18 protein-coding genes are annotated in these 13,326 nt (G+C 57.6%); 7 read left to right on the forward strand and 11 right to left on the reverse strand.

What is annotated here, in order from left to right; translation table 11 throughout:
• Positions 1-106 precede the first annotated feature (106 nt).
• Positions 107-1,027, forward strand: coding sequence for a putative bifunctional diguanylate cyclase/phosphodiesterase (locus ACIGG6_RS00005; RefSeq protein WP_399841011.1), 921 nt, complete (start codon positions 107-109; stop codon positions 1,025-1,027).
• Here the strand turns inward: ACIGG6_RS00005 and ACIGG6_RS00010 are convergent.
• Complete coding sequence (locus ACIGG6_RS00010) at positions 1,014-1,454, reverse strand: DUF411 domain-containing protein (RefSeq protein ID WP_399841014.1); 441 nt, start codon at positions 1,452-1,454, stop codon at positions 1,014-1,016. The genes ACIGG6_RS00005 and ACIGG6_RS00010 overlap by 14 nt on opposite strands.
• 165 nt (positions 1,455-1,619) lie before the next feature.
• On the opposite strand from ACIGG6_RS00010, the gene ACIGG6_RS00015 reads away from it, so the two are divergent.
• Positions 1,620-2,375, forward strand: coding sequence for a MauE/DoxX family redox-associated membrane protein (locus ACIGG6_RS00015; protein WP_399841015.1), 756 nt, complete (start codon positions 1,620-1,622; stop codon positions 2,373-2,375).
• Positions 2,376-2,381: 6 nt separating this feature from the next.
• On the opposite strand, the gene ACIGG6_RS00020 is transcribed toward ACIGG6_RS00015, so the two are convergent.
• Entirely contained in the window at positions 2,382-2,762 is a 381-nt protein-coding gene (locus ACIGG6_RS00020; protein ID WP_399841018.1) for a DUF423 domain-containing protein, read from the reverse strand.
• 142 nt (positions 2,763-2,904) lie between these two features.
• On the opposite strand from ACIGG6_RS00020, the gene thiS reads away from it, so the two are divergent.
• Genes thiS through trmB form a run of 3 tightly spaced genes read left to right on the forward strand, consistent with a single transcriptional unit; the run spans position 2,905 to position 4,710 of the window.
• Positions 2,905-3,126, forward strand: coding sequence for a sulfur carrier protein ThiS (thiS, locus tag ACIGG6_RS00025; RefSeq protein ID WP_153843523.1), 222 nt, complete (start codon positions 2,905-2,907; stop codon positions 3,124-3,126).
• Positions 3,127-3,153: 27 nt separating this feature from the next.
• On the forward strand, positions 3,154-3,948 hold the full coding sequence (locus ACIGG6_RS00030) for a thiazole synthase (RefSeq protein WP_044629869.1): 795 nt from the start codon (positions 3,154-3,156) through the stop codon (positions 3,946-3,948).
• A gap of 12 nt (positions 3,949-3,960) precedes the next feature.
• Entirely contained in the window at positions 3,961-4,710 is a 750-nt protein-coding gene (gene trmB / locus ACIGG6_RS00035; protein WP_062359229.1) for a tRNA (guanosine(46)-N7)-methyltransferase TrmB, read from the forward strand.
• 3 nt (positions 4,711-4,713) lie between these two features.
• Here the strand turns inward: trmB and ACIGG6_RS00040 are convergent, their stop codons facing one another.
• The 4 genes from ACIGG6_RS00040 to ACIGG6_RS00055 form a co-directional block, all read right to left on the reverse strand.
• Positions 4,714-4,887 (reverse strand): glutathione S-transferase C-terminal domain-containing protein, encoded by a 174-nt coding sequence (locus ACIGG6_RS00040; protein ID WP_399841022.1) that lies wholly within the window; start codon positions 4,885-4,887, stop codon positions 4,714-4,716.
• The gene (locus ACIGG6_RS00045) at positions 4,857-5,294 is read right to left on the reverse strand and encodes a glutathione S-transferase N-terminal domain-containing protein (RefSeq protein ID WP_399841024.1); all 438 of its coding nucleotides are present in this window, start codon (positions 5,292-5,294) and stop codon (positions 4,857-4,859) included. The genes ACIGG6_RS00040 and ACIGG6_RS00045 overlap by 31 nt, the downstream gene beginning before the upstream one ends.
• Before the next feature lie 18 nt (positions 5,295-5,312).
• Positions 5,313-6,314: a 2-hydroxyacid dehydrogenase gene (locus tag ACIGG6_RS00050; protein ID WP_399841026.1), complete on the reverse strand. Its 1,002-nt coding sequence runs from the start codon at positions 6,312-6,314 to the stop codon at positions 5,313-5,315.
• A gap of 306 nt (positions 6,315-6,620) precedes the next feature.
• Entirely contained in the window at positions 6,621-7,535 is a 915-nt protein-coding gene (locus tag ACIGG6_RS00055; protein ID WP_399841029.1) for an AEC family transporter, read from the reverse strand.
• A 122-nt stretch (positions 7,536-7,657) separates the two neighbouring features.
• Here ACIGG6_RS00055 and ACIGG6_RS00060 point away from each other — a divergent pair, with 122 nt between their 5' ends.
• Positions 7,658-8,161: a hypothetical protein gene (locus tag ACIGG6_RS00060; RefSeq protein ID WP_399841031.1), complete on the forward strand. Its 504-nt coding sequence runs from the start codon at positions 7,658-7,660 to the stop codon at positions 8,159-8,161.
• Between the two features lie 4 nt (positions 8,162-8,165).
• Positions 8,166-8,771, forward strand: a complete 606-nt coding sequence (locus ACIGG6_RS00065) for an SCO family protein (protein ID WP_399841032.1) — start codon at positions 8,166-8,168, stop codon at positions 8,769-8,771.
• 39 nt (positions 8,772-8,810) lie between these two features.
• On the opposite strand, the gene ACIGG6_RS00070 is transcribed toward ACIGG6_RS00065, so the two are convergent.
• From ACIGG6_RS00070 to ACIGG6_RS00090, 5 genes are all read right to left on the reverse strand, one after another.
• Complete coding sequence (locus ACIGG6_RS00070) at positions 8,811-9,878, reverse strand: poly(3-hydroxybutyrate) depolymerase (protein ID WP_399841035.1); 1,068 nt, start codon at positions 9,876-9,878, stop codon at positions 8,811-8,813.
• A 3-nt stretch (positions 9,879-9,881) separates the two neighbouring features.
• Positions 9,882-10,562, reverse strand: coding sequence for an FKBP-type peptidyl-prolyl cis-trans isomerase (locus ACIGG6_RS00075; RefSeq protein WP_399841037.1), 681 nt, complete (start codon positions 10,560-10,562; stop codon positions 9,882-9,884).
• Positions 10,563-10,713: 151 nt separating this feature from the next.
• Positions 10,714-11,157, reverse strand: coding sequence for a universal stress protein (locus ACIGG6_RS00080; protein WP_054640748.1), 444 nt, complete (start codon positions 11,155-11,157; stop codon positions 10,714-10,716).
• A 21-nt stretch (positions 11,158-11,178) separates the two neighbouring features.
• On the reverse strand, positions 11,179-12,462 hold the full coding sequence (locus tag ACIGG6_RS00085) for a TRAP transporter large permease (RefSeq protein WP_399841040.1): 1,284 nt from the start codon (positions 12,460-12,462) through the stop codon (positions 11,179-11,181).
• Between the two features lie 28 nt (positions 12,463-12,490).
• A complete protein-coding gene (locus tag ACIGG6_RS00090) occupies positions 12,491-13,069 on the reverse strand; it encodes a TRAP transporter small permease (protein WP_399841042.1) in 579 nt (192 codons plus the stop codon).
• Between the last annotated feature and the right edge of the window lie 257 nt (positions 13,070-13,326).

The raw sequence follows: 13,326 nt of genomic DNA on the forward strand, positions 1-13,326 counted from the left end.
AAATGCACAAAGAACGGGAAAATAGTGCCTAAATTTGCAATTTTTTATCAGCTCAAGTGAGCGTTGACGAATATCGGTAATTATTCAGACCTTCCTTAACGTGGGCATGCTGATTTTTTGCCCTCGTGAGATACAGAGCGTTGGGCAGCTGTTCAAACGCGCCGGGCTTGCGCTACTGGAAGCCAAGCGCCAGCGGGACGGTGAGCCAAAACGGTTCTGCGCGGTGTTGGAGCAAAAGCTTGAAGAGGATATAACGCTAGAGCGTGAGCTGCGCCTGGCGATCGATAGCGGTGCGCTTAGCCTGCACCTTCAGCCACAGGTGGGAGCGCAGCACGAGGTCATCGGTGCCGAGGCCCTGGTACGCTGGCACCACCCGCAGAAAGGCATGATTTCACCGGGGCGCTTTATTCCCATCGCCGAACACACCGGACTAATTCTGCCCCTAGGGGCCTGGGTACTAAAAGAGGGTTGCCGCCTGCTCGGCGAGTGGCAGCACGACACGCGCCTGAGAGATTTAAAGCTTTCGCTTAACGTGAGCGTGCGTCAGTTCCAGCAGCCCGATTTTGTTGAGCAGGTTACCACCACGCTGCGCGCAACTGGCGCCCCGCCTGAGCGCTTGACGCTGGAGCTGACCGAATCGCTGCTGATGAGCGACCCAGAGGGCACCATCGATAAGATGCAGCGCCTGCGGCAACTGGGCATCCGCTTTGCGCTGGATGATTTTGGCACCGGCTACTCGTCGCTGGCATATCTCAAATCGCTGCCACTGGACACGCTCAAAATCGACATTGCCTTCGTCAAGGATTTGACCCTGGACATGCAGGCAACGCCGATCGCCGCCACCATTATTGCCCTGGCAGAGAGCCTGGGGCTTGATGTGATTGCCGAGGGTGTGGAAACCGCCGATCAAAGTACAGTACTGGCTCGCTTGGGGTGCCATGTCTATCAGGGCTACTTCTTTAGCAAGCCAGCACCAGCGGCGGAGTTTGCGCGGCTAAATAGTGACTCCTCGCCTACAGCGTCATAAACGGCTGGGCGTCTTGATCGCTGAATAGGTAAACGTTGTAAGGCTCGCTTTGGGGCCCTGGCATGCCCGGTGTGCCAATTGGCATACCGGCTAAGCCGATGCCATCGACATCCGGTTGCTGTTCAAACAGTGCCTCAACCGCTTCCATCGGCACGTGCCCTTCAATCCAATAGTTGCCTATCTCAATGGTGTGGCAAGAGCCCATGCCGTAAGGCACGCCCGCCTGCTGTTTGATATCACCCAGCTCGACATCATCAATAATGGTGACGTCTACGCCCAGCTCTTCAAGATGACGCGCATACTCATCGCAGCAGCCACATTGAGGGTTCTTATACAGCGTCGCCTCATCCGGCAGCGCCGCTTGGGCTGTTGCGGCACCAAACATCAGTGCACCGGATACCAAGAGCGCCGTGGCGTTACGTTTCATATGTATCTCCTGTTAAATGGTCTCTGTTGTAAAGCTTACAACCTAGGGGTTACCCATAGGTCAAGCCCGCTGCAGCAGCATCAGCCCGGTTATTTGACCTATGGGCGGCACCAGGTTCTACGCTAAGGAGTAGACGTTGATCGCAAGACGACAAGGAGGCTGATGATGGCAGCAACGACCCACCACACCGCACAGGTGTATCGGATGAAAACCGCCGAGCACATGTGTCCGTTCGGCTTGAAGACCGTCGACTTGCTCAAACGCAAAGGCTACGCGGTGGATGACCATACTCTCACCAGCCGTGACGACGTCGACGCATTCAAGGCACAGGAAGATGTCGATACCACGCCGCAGGTATATATAGATGGCGAGCGGATCGGCGGCTACGAAGACGTGCGCGAACACTTGGGTATGAGCGTTCCCAATGCCAAAGAGACTACCTACCGCCCGGTGCTGGCCATTTTTGCCGTCGCGCTATTAATAGGCTTGGCGATGAGCTGGGCGACCCAGGGCACACTGCTCACGGCGCGCATGCCAGAGTTTGCCGTAGCGACCGCGATGGTGCTGCTGGGCCTGCAGAAGCTGCAGGACATCGAAAGCTTCAGCACCATGTTTCTCAACTACGACCTGCTCGCCCAGCGCTACGTGCCCTATAGCTACGTTTACCCCTACGCCGAAACCGCCGCCGGGCTGTTGATGCTGGCGGGCACGCTGATTTGGGTAGCCGCGCCGCTGGCGCTGTTCGTCGGCACTGTGGGCGCAGTATCGGTGTTTAAAGCGGTTTACATTGATAAGCGCGAACTCAAGTGCGCCTGCGTGGGTGGCAACAGCAACGTACCGCTCGGCTTTGTGTCGCTCACCGAAAACCTGGTGATGATCGGCATGGGCCTGTGGATGCCGCTGCGCATGCTACTGGGCTAGCGTCGATTAAGAACGGCTTAGCAGCGCCGTGACGCCCAGGGCCAGCCAACCGGCCATCAGCAGCAGCCCGCCGATCGGTGTCACGATACCTACGCTCAACCCGGCCAGCGCCATCAGGTAGAGCGAACCGGCAAAGGCCAGTACGCCTAACGCCCATAGCGCCAGTACGACCTGCTGACCGGGGAGCGGACGGTGGCTGCGCCAAGCAAGCACCGCCAGCATGGCCAGCGTGTGCCACGCTTGGTAGCGCACGCCGGTTTCCACGATATCCACCATGGCAGCGCTGGTGCGTGCCGCTAACCCGTGGGCGGCGTAAGCCCCCAGCATCACCATGGTTGCCCCTAAAAGCGCCACCACACACCACCACAGCTTGTCGATTAGCTGCACGCCTGACTCCTTTTCACCTATGTTGGCGGCGCATCGCCACCCCGTTAATCATTGAGATATTCACCCCGCTGCATACCTTGCACGGGTCGAAACCGCTACAATAGAGGCCGTTTTGCCTCATCCACCAGGGTGCTTACTGTTTATGTCTACCCCCAATGAGTCGATACAGCTTACGCTCAACGGCGAACCCTACGCCATGACCGCTGGCCTCACCGCTGCTGACTTGGTCGAGCAGCTTGGCCTGGGCGGGCGTCGTATCGCTGTCGAAATCAACGAACAGATTGTGCCCAAGAGCCAACTGGCCGCGACCCCGCTGGCCGCAGGCGACCAGATCGAAGTGGTCCATGCCATTGGCGGCGGCTAGCTGCCGGTGCTTTTTCAAGGAATCGCTATGACGCAACTGACTGATACACCGTTCACCATTGCCGGACGTGATTTTAGCTCCCGCCTGTTAGTGGGTACCGGCAAGTACAAAGACTTTACCGAAACCGGTGCGGCCATTGCCCAGAGCGGTGCCGAAATCGTCACCTTTGCCGTGCGCCGTACCAACCTTGGCCAGGATGCCGACGCACCGAACCTGCTCGACGTCATCTCGCCCAAGCAGTACACCCTGCTGCCCAATACCGCTGGCTGCTACAACGCCAAAGATGCCGTGCGCACCTGCCGCTTGGCCCGCGAACTGCTGGATGGCCACAACCTCGTCAAGCTGGAAGTGCTCGGCGACGATCACACGCTCTACCCCAACGTGGTCGAGACGCTCAAAGCTGCCGAGACCCTGCTGGCCGACGGTTTCGACGTGATGGTGTACACCAGCGATGACCCGATTGTGGCACGCGAGCTGGAAGCCATGGGCTGCTGCGCCATCATGCCGCTGGGCTCATTGATTGGCTCGGGCCACGGCATTCAAAACCCGCATAACGTCCGCCTCATCGTGGAGCAGAGCAGCGTGCCGGTCCTGGTGGATGCAGGCATTGGTACGGCCTCCGATGCCGCTATGGCCATGGAGCTTGGCTGCGACGGCGTGCTGCTCAACAGCGCCATTGCCCACGCCCGCGACCCGCTGCGCATGGCCAACGCCATGAAGCTCGCCGTCGAGGCTGGCCGCGATGCGTTTTTGGCAGGCCGCATGCCGCGCCGCCAAAGTGCCGACCCCTCTTCGCCTTTTGCAGGCCGAATCAACGGCTGATACAGAGACACCATGACCGATACGAACGACACCGCGCCCGAGAGCAACACCACTGGCCCCGAAAGTGCCGATGCGCCGCTGCACCGCCGCGGCATTAAAAGCTATGTGATTCGCGCCGGGCGCATGACCCAAGCCCAACAACGCGGCCTGGAAGACGTATGGCCGCGCCTGGGGCTGACCATTGCCGATGGTCGCCAGGATTTAGACGCCCTGTTTGGCCGCCAAGCCCCCCGCGTGGTGGAAATTGGCTTTGGTATGGGTAACTCGCTGATCGAACAGGCTGAAACTCATCCTGATACCGACTTTATCGGCATCGAAGTGCACGCCCCCGGCGTTGGTAAACTGCTCGATGAAGTGGATAAACGCGGCCTGACCAACCTGCGCGTTTACCGTGAAGACGCCCTGGCGGTACTGGAGCAGTGTCTGCCCGAAGGCTCGCTGACTACGCTGCAGCTATTCTTCCCCGACCCGTGGCCGAAGAAGAAGCACCATAAACGGCGCATCGTGCAGCCTGCGTTCGTGGAGCTGATTCGCACACGCCTCAAGCCCGGCGGCACGTTCCACATGGCCACCGACTGGGAAGCCTACGCCGAGTGGATGGCGGAAGTGATGGAAGCCGCCCCCGGCTACGCCAACACTGCCACCGCCGAGACCGCGCCCTACGTGCCCCGCCCGGCCTTCCGCCCGCTCACCAAGTTTGAGGCCCGCGGCGAAAAGCTCGGCCACGGCGTGTGGGATCTGATTTACCGGCGGGAAGCGTAACGCTTACTCAAACGCCGTGAGTGCAAAGCCGTCGCACTCGGTCACCTTGGCACACCACGCCTGCAGCCGTGGAAAGCGGTTCGGCCAATCAAAGGCCGGTAAGCGAAAGCTGAGGTACGCCAGGGCGACAGCGACCACAATCGCCCCTAGCGTGCGCTGGGTATGACCGGCCAGCACGCTAGGGTGCGCTCAATCGCTTTTAACCGTCGGCTTCCTAACAGCGACTCATCCACGTCTGGCCCGCCATGCTTGCGGCCAATCACCACGTTGAACGCCGCCTCCATCAAGCCTTGCCCCAGCCCCGCCAGCGCCAGGGTGTCCGCCAAGCCATCTGCCGGTAGCAGCTTCGCGCCTTCGCCCACGGCATCCAGATAGTGGGCAATCAGCAGCGATTCGGTCAGCACCTCGCCACCTTCCGTCACCAGCGTCGGAATACGACTCAGCGGGGTAATCTTTAAAAGCTCGCTATCCGCCGCCCAGGGGTCGCACCAGCACAGCTCCGTGCGCTCCATTAGCTCTTTTTCATACAGGCATACCCGCACGACGCGGGCGTAAGGTGAAGAAGTATTGAGATAGAGCTGCATAGAGGCCTCACTGATCGGTTACGTGCGCTTATCGTAAACCACCCGATGCAGCGTGCCGCTACCACTTTCGAAGGCATCGATATTGGCAAGGGTCGTCTCGGCAATATTGGTTAGCGCCTCCTGGGTAAAAAAGGCCTGATGGCCGGTGATAAGCACGTTGTGGAAGGTCGTTAGGCGCATAAACTGGTCATCATCGATCACCTTATGGGAGTGATCTTCAAAGAAGAGCTGCTCCTCTTCTTCGTATACGTCCAACCCTAAGTAGCCAATATGGCCACTTTTGAGTCCGGCGATGACGGCATGGGTATCCACTACCCGCCCACGGCCTGTGTTAATCAGCATCACTCCCCGCTTCATTTGGGCAATGGCGCTTGCGTTAATCAGGTGGTCGGTGTCAGGCGTGAGCGGGCAGTGCAGGGAAATAATATCCGCTTGGGCATAGAGCGTGTCTAACGGCACATACTCCACAAACGCTTTCGCTTCAGGGTTTGGATAAGGGTCGTAGGCCACAATGCGGCAGCCAAACCCGTGCATTATGTCGGCAAAGATAAGACCGATATGGCCCGTTCCAATCACCCCCACGGTTTTACCGTGCAGATCGAACCCCAGCAGGCCATCGAGGGCAAAGTTGCCCTCCCGCACCCGATTATAGGCCCGAAAGGTCATACGGTTCAGGCTCATCACCAGCGCCACCGCGTGCTCCGCCACGGCGTGGGGCGAGTAGGCAGGCACCCGCGCTACGGTGATCCCCAGCCGCTCTGCTGCGGCCAAATCCACGTGGTTAAACCCTGCCGAACGCAGCGCCACTAGCCGCGTACCACCTTGATGAAGCTGCTCCAGCACCACCGCATCCAGGTGGTCATTCACAAACGCGCAGCCGCACTCAAACCCAACGGCGAGCGGCGCGGTCTCGGCGGTGAGCCGCGCATCAAAAAAGCTCAGCGAATGGCGCCTTGCAGCGTTGGCGCGGGTCAGAAACGTTTGGTCGTAAGGCTTAGCGCTAAACACAGCGATGCGCATGGCGAAGGCTCCTAGCAATGGTGTCATCAGGATAGGCGAAGAACCCCTATTATCTGCACAAACATTGCGAGTAAGACTTGGCTGGAATCAACAAAAGGCGTTCTAGAAAAAAGAAAGCCGCTCCAAGGGGAGCGGCAAAAGACCGTGACTAGCAATGAGAGGGAGAAACCATGACAGGGTACCGGCGCTGAACTGCCTAGTCGCTGTCGTGGTTGCCAGCGGCTCATCAAACGCTGACAAAAACAATATAATCATTCTCATTTACCCCGTCAACACAAATGCGAATACTTTTTATTTATTTTTATATCAGCTGACTAATTTGAGCCAAAACGGCAGCGTCAGCATGGCAAGCAGTGTTTGCCCGGTGATAATGGCCGCCATTAATTCCGCATCGCCGCCCAGCTGGCGGGCAAGGATGTATGCCGAGGTGGCCGTGGGTAGCGCAGCAAACAGCAGCGCGACGTCCCGGCTGACGGGGTCGAGCCCCAGTAGCCACGCTAACAGCAGTACACATGCTGGCATGCACAGTAGCTTAATGGCGTTAGTAGCAATCAACCCTCGGTCAATACGCAGCAGCGCCATGGGCTTAAGCGCGACCCCCACGGCCACTAGGCCCAGCGGTAGCGCTGCGCGGCCCAGTAACGTGACGGTATCTTCGCTCCAGCCGGGCAGGCCAACGCCGCTAAGATTCAGCCCAATCCCTGCCAAGCAAGCCAAAATCAGCGGATTTTTCGCCAGCGCTAGCGCGCTTTTACCCAGGCTTGCGCGACCCAGCGTGCCCGCCGCCACAAAGCTGGCCACGCACATAACGTTCACCACGGGCACCATCAGCGCCACGGCGACCGCAGCCGTTGTGGCCCCCAGCGAGCCGTGCAGCGCGGCGGCCCCCGCTACGCCCACATAGGTATTAAAGCGCACGGCACCTTGAAACACCGAGGTGAATGCCGCCGGGCTGAGCTGTAACCAGGCTCGAAAATGCCACAGTACAAGGCCAAACAGCGCCATTGCCCCCAGCAATGCCAGCGCCAACCGGCCAACGGGCACTTGGCTCACATCGGCTGTCGCCAGCGTGCCCACCAGCATGGCAGGGAACAGCACAAAGTAGATAAACCGCTCCATTTGCGCCCAAAAATCGAGGCTAGGCCAGCGCCCATACCCCATGGCTGCACCCAATAAAATCAATAAAAACAGCGGCCCTAATGCCCCGGTAATGCTCTCCATTGTTCTTCCTTATTAAGTGCGACATCCCAGCACAGCGACATCTACGGGATAGCTGTTACCATGAAACGCATACCATGTAATAAATTTCCCCGCCTTATGGCCTGCGTAGCGACTATTCTGCCATGAAGAATTTGCCTAAACCTGTCGATGTTACGGGTTTTCCAGCGCTGAAAGTGTTTATCCTGGTGACTGGCCTCGCGCTGGCCGCGTGCACATGGTATGTGTTCGCTAACTGGCTTCGTGCCGATAGCGATATCGTGTGGTTCTCTCCTAGCGGCGAATGCAACTTGCATATGACCCCCTGTTCGACAACGCTGGGGGACAGAGGCCGTCTTACGTTAGCCATTGATGCCGATGGCCGTATCGAGGCGCTTGAAGTGCTGCCCTTGGATGTCGAGGTGGAGGGCATCACCCCCAGCCAAGTGACGGTGGATTTTGTTGGCCGCGATATGGATATGGGGTTAAACCGCTTTGCGCTTACCACCACTGCGCCCGGACACTTTCATGGCCAGGGCCAAGTGGGCGTTTGCACGCAAGAGGTGATGCCGTGGCGCGCTAGGGTTATTCTGGAGACGCCTGACGGTAAGCTGGGTAGCTGGTTCGATTTCGATGTTAAAAGGAGTTAAGCGCATGGCAGCCTCCATAAAACGCAAGCCGCTTTGGCTTGGCCTAGCCCTGTTAGGCGTGCTAGTGGTGGCGGCCACCCTGGGCCTTTACCAGCTAGGCGTCGGCCAGGAGAGCGACGAACCGCAGAGCGGCCCTATCGCAATGCCCTCTACCCAGGGTGACTTCTCCCTTACCCAGCTAGGCGATGATGAAATTGCCATTATCTCCTTTGGCTACACTTACTGCCCCGATGTCTGCCCCATGAATCAGGCGGTCAAACGCCAAGCCCTGGCTCAATTGAGCGATGCTCAACGTGAGCGGGTTGTGCCTGTCATGATTACGGTCGACCCAGAGCGCGATACGCTCGACCGGATGAGCGAATATATGCAATTCTTCGGCAGTGAGTTTATCGGCTTAGTGGGAAGCCAAGAGCAGCTTACCGATGTGGCTGAGCGTTACGGGGTGATTTGGCGGCGGGTAGAAGCGCCGGAATCGGCCATGGCGTATACCATCGACCACAGCGCTTCGCTGTTTTTGGTCAACCGTGAAGGGGAAATATTGCAGCGGGTGCTCTACTCTCCAACGCCCCACGGGTTAGTATCGGCGCTGGAAAGCGAGCTTGGCAGCTAACGCTAAAAGGGGAACCTTAATAAGTTAGCTGCCATGTGGTTACTCAGCCGTTGCGGCTTTGTTAGCAGTTGCCGATTGTAGCTGATCCAACATCGCCATCAGCGCCTGTGTCTGGGTGCCATCGCGAGTATCGTGCAGCGGATTGATCTGCCACGTACTCTCAGCAAAGCCCCACCAGTCCCAGCACGCTTGCGGGTTGGCCATGCTGCTCTCTGCCTGTGGGTAAAGTACCACCTGACCATGTTCCGCCGCCCAGCGGTTTAAGCCGCTGTAGCGAACAAAGGTGTCGTCGATGGCCTCCGCGTTCATCTGGCAGCCGTGCAGCGCCACCGTTACCGGGCAGCCGCCCGCCTCACATGCCTCTGGTACGAACACATAACCGGTATCGGCAAAGCCCTTCGCTGCAAAGTCAGACTGGTCAAAAGCTAACAGCTCGCCTTCGCTGGCGTTCGTCTCACGCTCGGGATAGAGCCAAGCCATCATCTCACCGGCCACGTCTTCTCCACACGCCAGCACATGACTGCCGCCGCCGTTGTGACAATCGCCCAAAGACTGCGGGTCAATAGGGGCGTCTTTTGGCATCGCTACCGGCCAACCGTGCCCGGTGTTTGCCCGCTGAACATAGCGCAGTTGCTGCTCAGGGCTTTCCAGCCAGCCCTGCCATTGCTGAGCCAGCAGATCTCCTAACGCAGGCGACACCGTCTCGTCCGCATCGCCATGCCACACAAAAGCGCGTAGCTGGCTTAGTGCGTCTTGGCTGCCTACTTGGTCTAATGAAAGATAGCGCTCACGCCGCTGTTCCAGTTCATCCAGCGATGGGAGCCCGCGGCGTGTCATCATGCACTGGTTCAGGGCTAGGCTTAATGCCCCTTGAGCGCACCCCCATGGGCCTGCGGCTAGCACGCCCACACCGCTAAAGCGCTCAGGCCAAGCAACTGCCAACTGAGAGGCCATATAGCCGCCAGAAGAGACTCCTACCACGCTGGCTTGGTCGCTAGCAGCGCCCAGCGCAGGTAGGCCGGGCGCCTCTTCCTGGGCGTGGGCAGCGGCGCTGCCCAACAGAATAAGCGCAGCCATGAGACGGCGCTGATGAACGGCTATGCCCATGGCTTATTCAATGCCTAGCAGTTCAACGCGGAACGTGAGCATTTCATTCGGGCCAATGGGGCCTTGGCCGCGTTCGCCATACGCAAGATCAGCAGGAATATAGAGCATCCAGCTATCGCCAACGCTCATCAGTTGCAGGGCTTCCTGCCAGCCTTCGATCACTTGGTTGACCTGGAAGCTAACCGACTCACCGCGCTCGAAAGAGCTGTCAAAGACGGTACCGTCGAGCAGCATGCCTTCGTAGTTCACCTCTACGGTGTCTTCTGCGCCGGGCGTTGCGCCGTCGCCAGACTCAAGCACTTCGTACTGCAAGCCAGACTCGGTTACTTCGACTTCATCCCGATCGGCGTTTTCTGCCAGGAAGTCTTGTCCTTCTTCAAGATTCGTCTGCGCCAGCTCGGCGGCTTGCTGTTCACGCGCTTCCATTGAACTCTCTTGGAAAGCCATTAGCGCTTCCATCATCTCTTCTTCGTTCATCGCCAGCTCGTTGCCATCGAAGACATCGCGCATACCGTCGGTGAACGCATCAATATCGAGATCTTCAATATCTGCCTGCATGCTTTCGCCCAGCGTAACACCCAGGCTGTAAGCCAAGCGCTGCTCGTCGGTTTCCGGGGCGGCGGCGGCAAACGGCGCTACCAGCAGAAGGCCAGTCAGCGCGGTAGAAGAGAGTAGTGCTTTCATGGAAAAAACCTTATCCAGCGGCGCAGCGCGCCAAATGTTTTTGGGTGCCTCAAAGACTAACACCCGCCGCTTCAGGCTGCATTACCTGAAACGGCGGGTGTTAGTCAGACCACAATGATGCGTAGAGGTTTAGCCAGTGCTACCGCGTACGTTACACCACCAGCGTTGGGCAGTGGGCGGCCCCGGCAACACGCTGGGACACACTGCCCAGCAGCAGATTTTTCTCACCATTCGTGCCCTGAGCGCCAATCACAATCAGGTCGCACTCCCGTTTACGGGCAAAGCGTACAATTGTGCGGGAGGGTCGTCCTCCTTTCACAAAGGCACGTACTCGCATGCTATCCGCCCCTAACTCAATGGCGTGGGACTTAGCATGTACAGCAATTTCCGTGGCGTACTCTTTGAGCGCATCATCGGGGATATCCAGCCTATTGGGGCGCACCATAGAGAGCGACGCTTCCAATAGGCTGTGGTGCTTAAATACGCACAGCAGGTACAGCTCTGCACCAGTGAGCATATGCAGGCCAACGGCTTTCTCTAGCGCTTTGATGGCCCCCTTGGAGCCATCGACCGGGACCAAAATGCGATTAAACATCCGCGTTCTCCTTGTGACTGCTTAACGGAAGGCAACATCACGCAGGAACAGCGCAATTTGCGGGAACATAATCAGCAGCGCCGCCGCCAAAATCAGCATAAAGATAAACGGTGGCGTGCCTTTGATCACCTCCCAGTAGGGGCGCTTAAAGATTGCAATGGCGGTAAAGATATCGCAGCCAAACGGTGGCGTTGCCGAACCTATCGCCACCTGCAAGGTAATCAGAATACCCACCAGTACGGGGTCTAGCCCGGTGGCCGCAATCGCCGGTGCAAAGATAGGTGTCAGCACCAGAATCACCACGATAGGGTCAACGAACATACAGGCCACAAAGAACGAAATACAGATAGCGATCAGTACGCCCGTTGGCCCAGCGTCATTCACGCCCACGGCCTCCAGGATAGCCTGGGGTATCTGCGCAAAAGAGATAATCCAGGAGAACCCATTGCCTACGGCCACCAGTATAAATACCACGGCGGTAATCAGGCCGGTGGATTTGGCGATGGCGTAGATATCGTGCATTTTCAGCGAGCGGAACACCACAAACTCTAACAGCACCGCGTACAGCACACAGGCGGCCGCCGCTTCGGTGGGGCTAAAAATACCGCCGTAAATACCACCCACGATAATCACCGGGAAACCCAGCGGCCAGAGCGCTTTTTGCACGGCGGTGGCCCGCTCTTTCCAACTGGCGCGCTCTTCGGTAGGAACATCTTTTACGATGGCGTAAACGATGCAGTAGGCAGAGAACATAACCAGTATTAACAGGCCCGGCCCAATCCCGGCGATAAACAGCTCGCCAATCGAGGTACCGGAAATCACCCCATAAATAATCATGCCGATGCTGGGTGGAATCAAAAAGGCAATGTCACTGGCATTAATAATCAGCGCCAGCGTAAAGGGATCAGAGTAGCCCGCCTTTAGCATCTTGGGGCGTAGCGGAGACCCCACGGCTACTACGGTGGCCTGGGTCGAACCCGATACCGCCCCAAACAGCGTACAAGAAGCGGCAGTACTCACCGCCAGCCCGCCTTTAATATGGCCAATAAACGACATCACCATATCAATCAGGCGGTTCGCGGATTGCCCACGAGTCATAATATCGGCGGCCAGAATAAACATCGGCACGGCGATCAGCGAGGCAGGGCGAATGCCCGCCATCATCTGCTGAATCAGCGTATCCATTTGGCCAAAGCCGTTAAACATCATATAGAAGCCAATCACTGCGGCGGTGATCAGCGGGATCATCATTGGAAAGCCCAGCAGCAGCAGGGCAATCATGGTGACTACCATTATCGTCGTCATAGCGTTCCCCTAGGGTGCAATCCCTGCTTTACACTTCTGTTTCGGTATCTTTGTAGCCGTCCACAACCCCAGTCGAGAGATACACGTCTCGGGTGGTCAGGTTTTTAATCGCGGTCAGCATGTACTGAATCCCGGTAATCAAAAAGCCCATGGGCACCCAGATATAAATAATCCATACCGGCAAACCTAGCGACGGCAGCACGCGCCCTTTGCTATACAGGTCGAGGATGTACACCACCGAGTAATAAAGTAGGAAAAACATCACCAGCGAAGTGAAGAACGCAATGCCGATCATCAATACTTTACGGCCACCCACCGGCAGCGCATCGTAAATCGCCGACATCCGAATATGACGGCCGTGGCGGGCAGCGTAACCAATGCCCGCAAAGGTAATCATGATAATCAAGATACGGTTCAGCTCACCTGAGAACATAATGCTATTGCCGAATACAAAGCGGGCAACCACGTTGGTGACCGTATTCAGCGCCATTAGCAAAACCCCCATCGCCAGTATCACTGACTCGATTTTGCTAATTGCAGTGTCGATCACTCCCAAAAACCCGGGCAAACCGGACCGGTAGTTCTTTTCGGACTCTTCTTCGGTCATGGCCGTTCTCCTTTAAACGCAGCGTGGTCGCTTGCTATCTCAGCGTAGCGACTCTCCCGTCACTGACCACCGAACGGAGTATGTTCGGCCTTGCTTCATTTTGTAGCGTAACGGGTAATGACTCTTTTCGCTTCAACGCTGGATGTACGTAGATTTTTCTGTGTTACGCCGCCGAGGTACACATTTTTTCGTGGTGGGCCGAGTTTCGCCGATGAACCCACTCACCTGCAGGGCACTTTGGCAACAAAAAAAGGGCA

Origin of the sequence: Vreelandella lionensis (genome assembly GCF_044543515.1) — a bacterium.
GTDB classification, from domain to species: Bacteria; Pseudomonadota; Gammaproteobacteria; order Pseudomonadales; family Halomonadaceae; genus Vreelandella; species Vreelandella lionensis.

Excerpts from the sequence above, each read along its gene's own strand:
- ACIGG6_RS00005 (WP_399841011.1), top strand. The coding sequence starts at position 107 with ATGCTGATTTTTTGCCCTCGTGAGATACAGAGCGTTGGGCAGCTGTTC.
- ACIGG6_RS00010 (WP_399841014.1), bottom strand. The coding sequence starts at position 1,454 with ATGAAACGTAACGCCACGGCGCTCTTGGTATCCGGTGCACTGATGTTT.
- ACIGG6_RS00015 (WP_399841015.1), top strand. The coding sequence starts at position 1,620 with ATGGCAGCAACGACCCACCACACCGCACAGGTGTATCGGATGAAAACC.
- thiS (WP_153843523.1), top strand. The coding sequence starts at position 2,905 with ATGTCTACCCCCAATGAGTCGATACAGCTTACGCTCAACGGCGAACCC.
- ACIGG6_RS00030 (WP_044629869.1), top strand. The coding sequence starts at position 3,154 with ATGACGCAACTGACTGATACACCGTTCACCATTGCCGGACGTGATTTT.
- trmB (WP_062359229.1), top strand. The coding sequence starts at position 3,961 with ATGACCGATACGAACGACACCGCGCCCGAGAGCAACACCACTGGCCCC.
- ACIGG6_RS00045 (WP_399841024.1), bottom strand. The coding sequence starts at position 5,294 with ATGCAGCTCTATCTCAATACTTCTTCACCTTACGCCCGCGTCGTGCGG.
- ACIGG6_RS00050 (WP_399841026.1), bottom strand. The coding sequence starts at position 6,314 with ATGCGCATCGCTGTGTTTAGCGCTAAGCCTTACGACCAAACGTTTCTG.
- ACIGG6_RS00055 (WP_399841029.1), bottom strand. The coding sequence starts at position 7,535 with ATGGAGAGCATTACCGGGGCATTAGGGCCGCTGTTTTTATTGATTTTA.
- ACIGG6_RS00060 (WP_399841031.1), top strand. The coding sequence starts at position 7,658 with ATGAAGAATTTGCCTAAACCTGTCGATGTTACGGGTTTTCCAGCGCTG.
- ACIGG6_RS00065 (WP_399841032.1), top strand. The coding sequence starts at position 8,166 with ATGGCAGCCTCCATAAAACGCAAGCCGCTTTGGCTTGGCCTAGCCCTG.
- ACIGG6_RS00070 (WP_399841035.1), bottom strand. The coding sequence starts at position 9,878 with ATGGGCATAGCCGTTCATCAGCGCCGTCTCATGGCTGCGCTTATTCTG.
- ACIGG6_RS00075 (WP_399841037.1), bottom strand. The coding sequence starts at position 10,562 with ATGAAAGCACTACTCTCTTCTACCGCGCTGACTGGCCTTCTGCTGGTA.
- ACIGG6_RS00080 (WP_054640748.1), bottom strand. The coding sequence starts at position 11,157 with ATGTTTAATCGCATTTTGGTCCCGGTCGATGGCTCCAAGGGGGCCATC.
- ACIGG6_RS00085 (WP_399841040.1), bottom strand. The coding sequence starts at position 12,462 with ATGACGACGATAATGGTAGTCACCATGATTGCCCTGCTGCTGCTGGGC.
- ACIGG6_RS00090 (WP_399841042.1), bottom strand. The coding sequence starts at position 13,069 with ATGACCGAAGAAGAGTCCGAAAAGAACTACCGGTCCGGTTTGCCCGGG.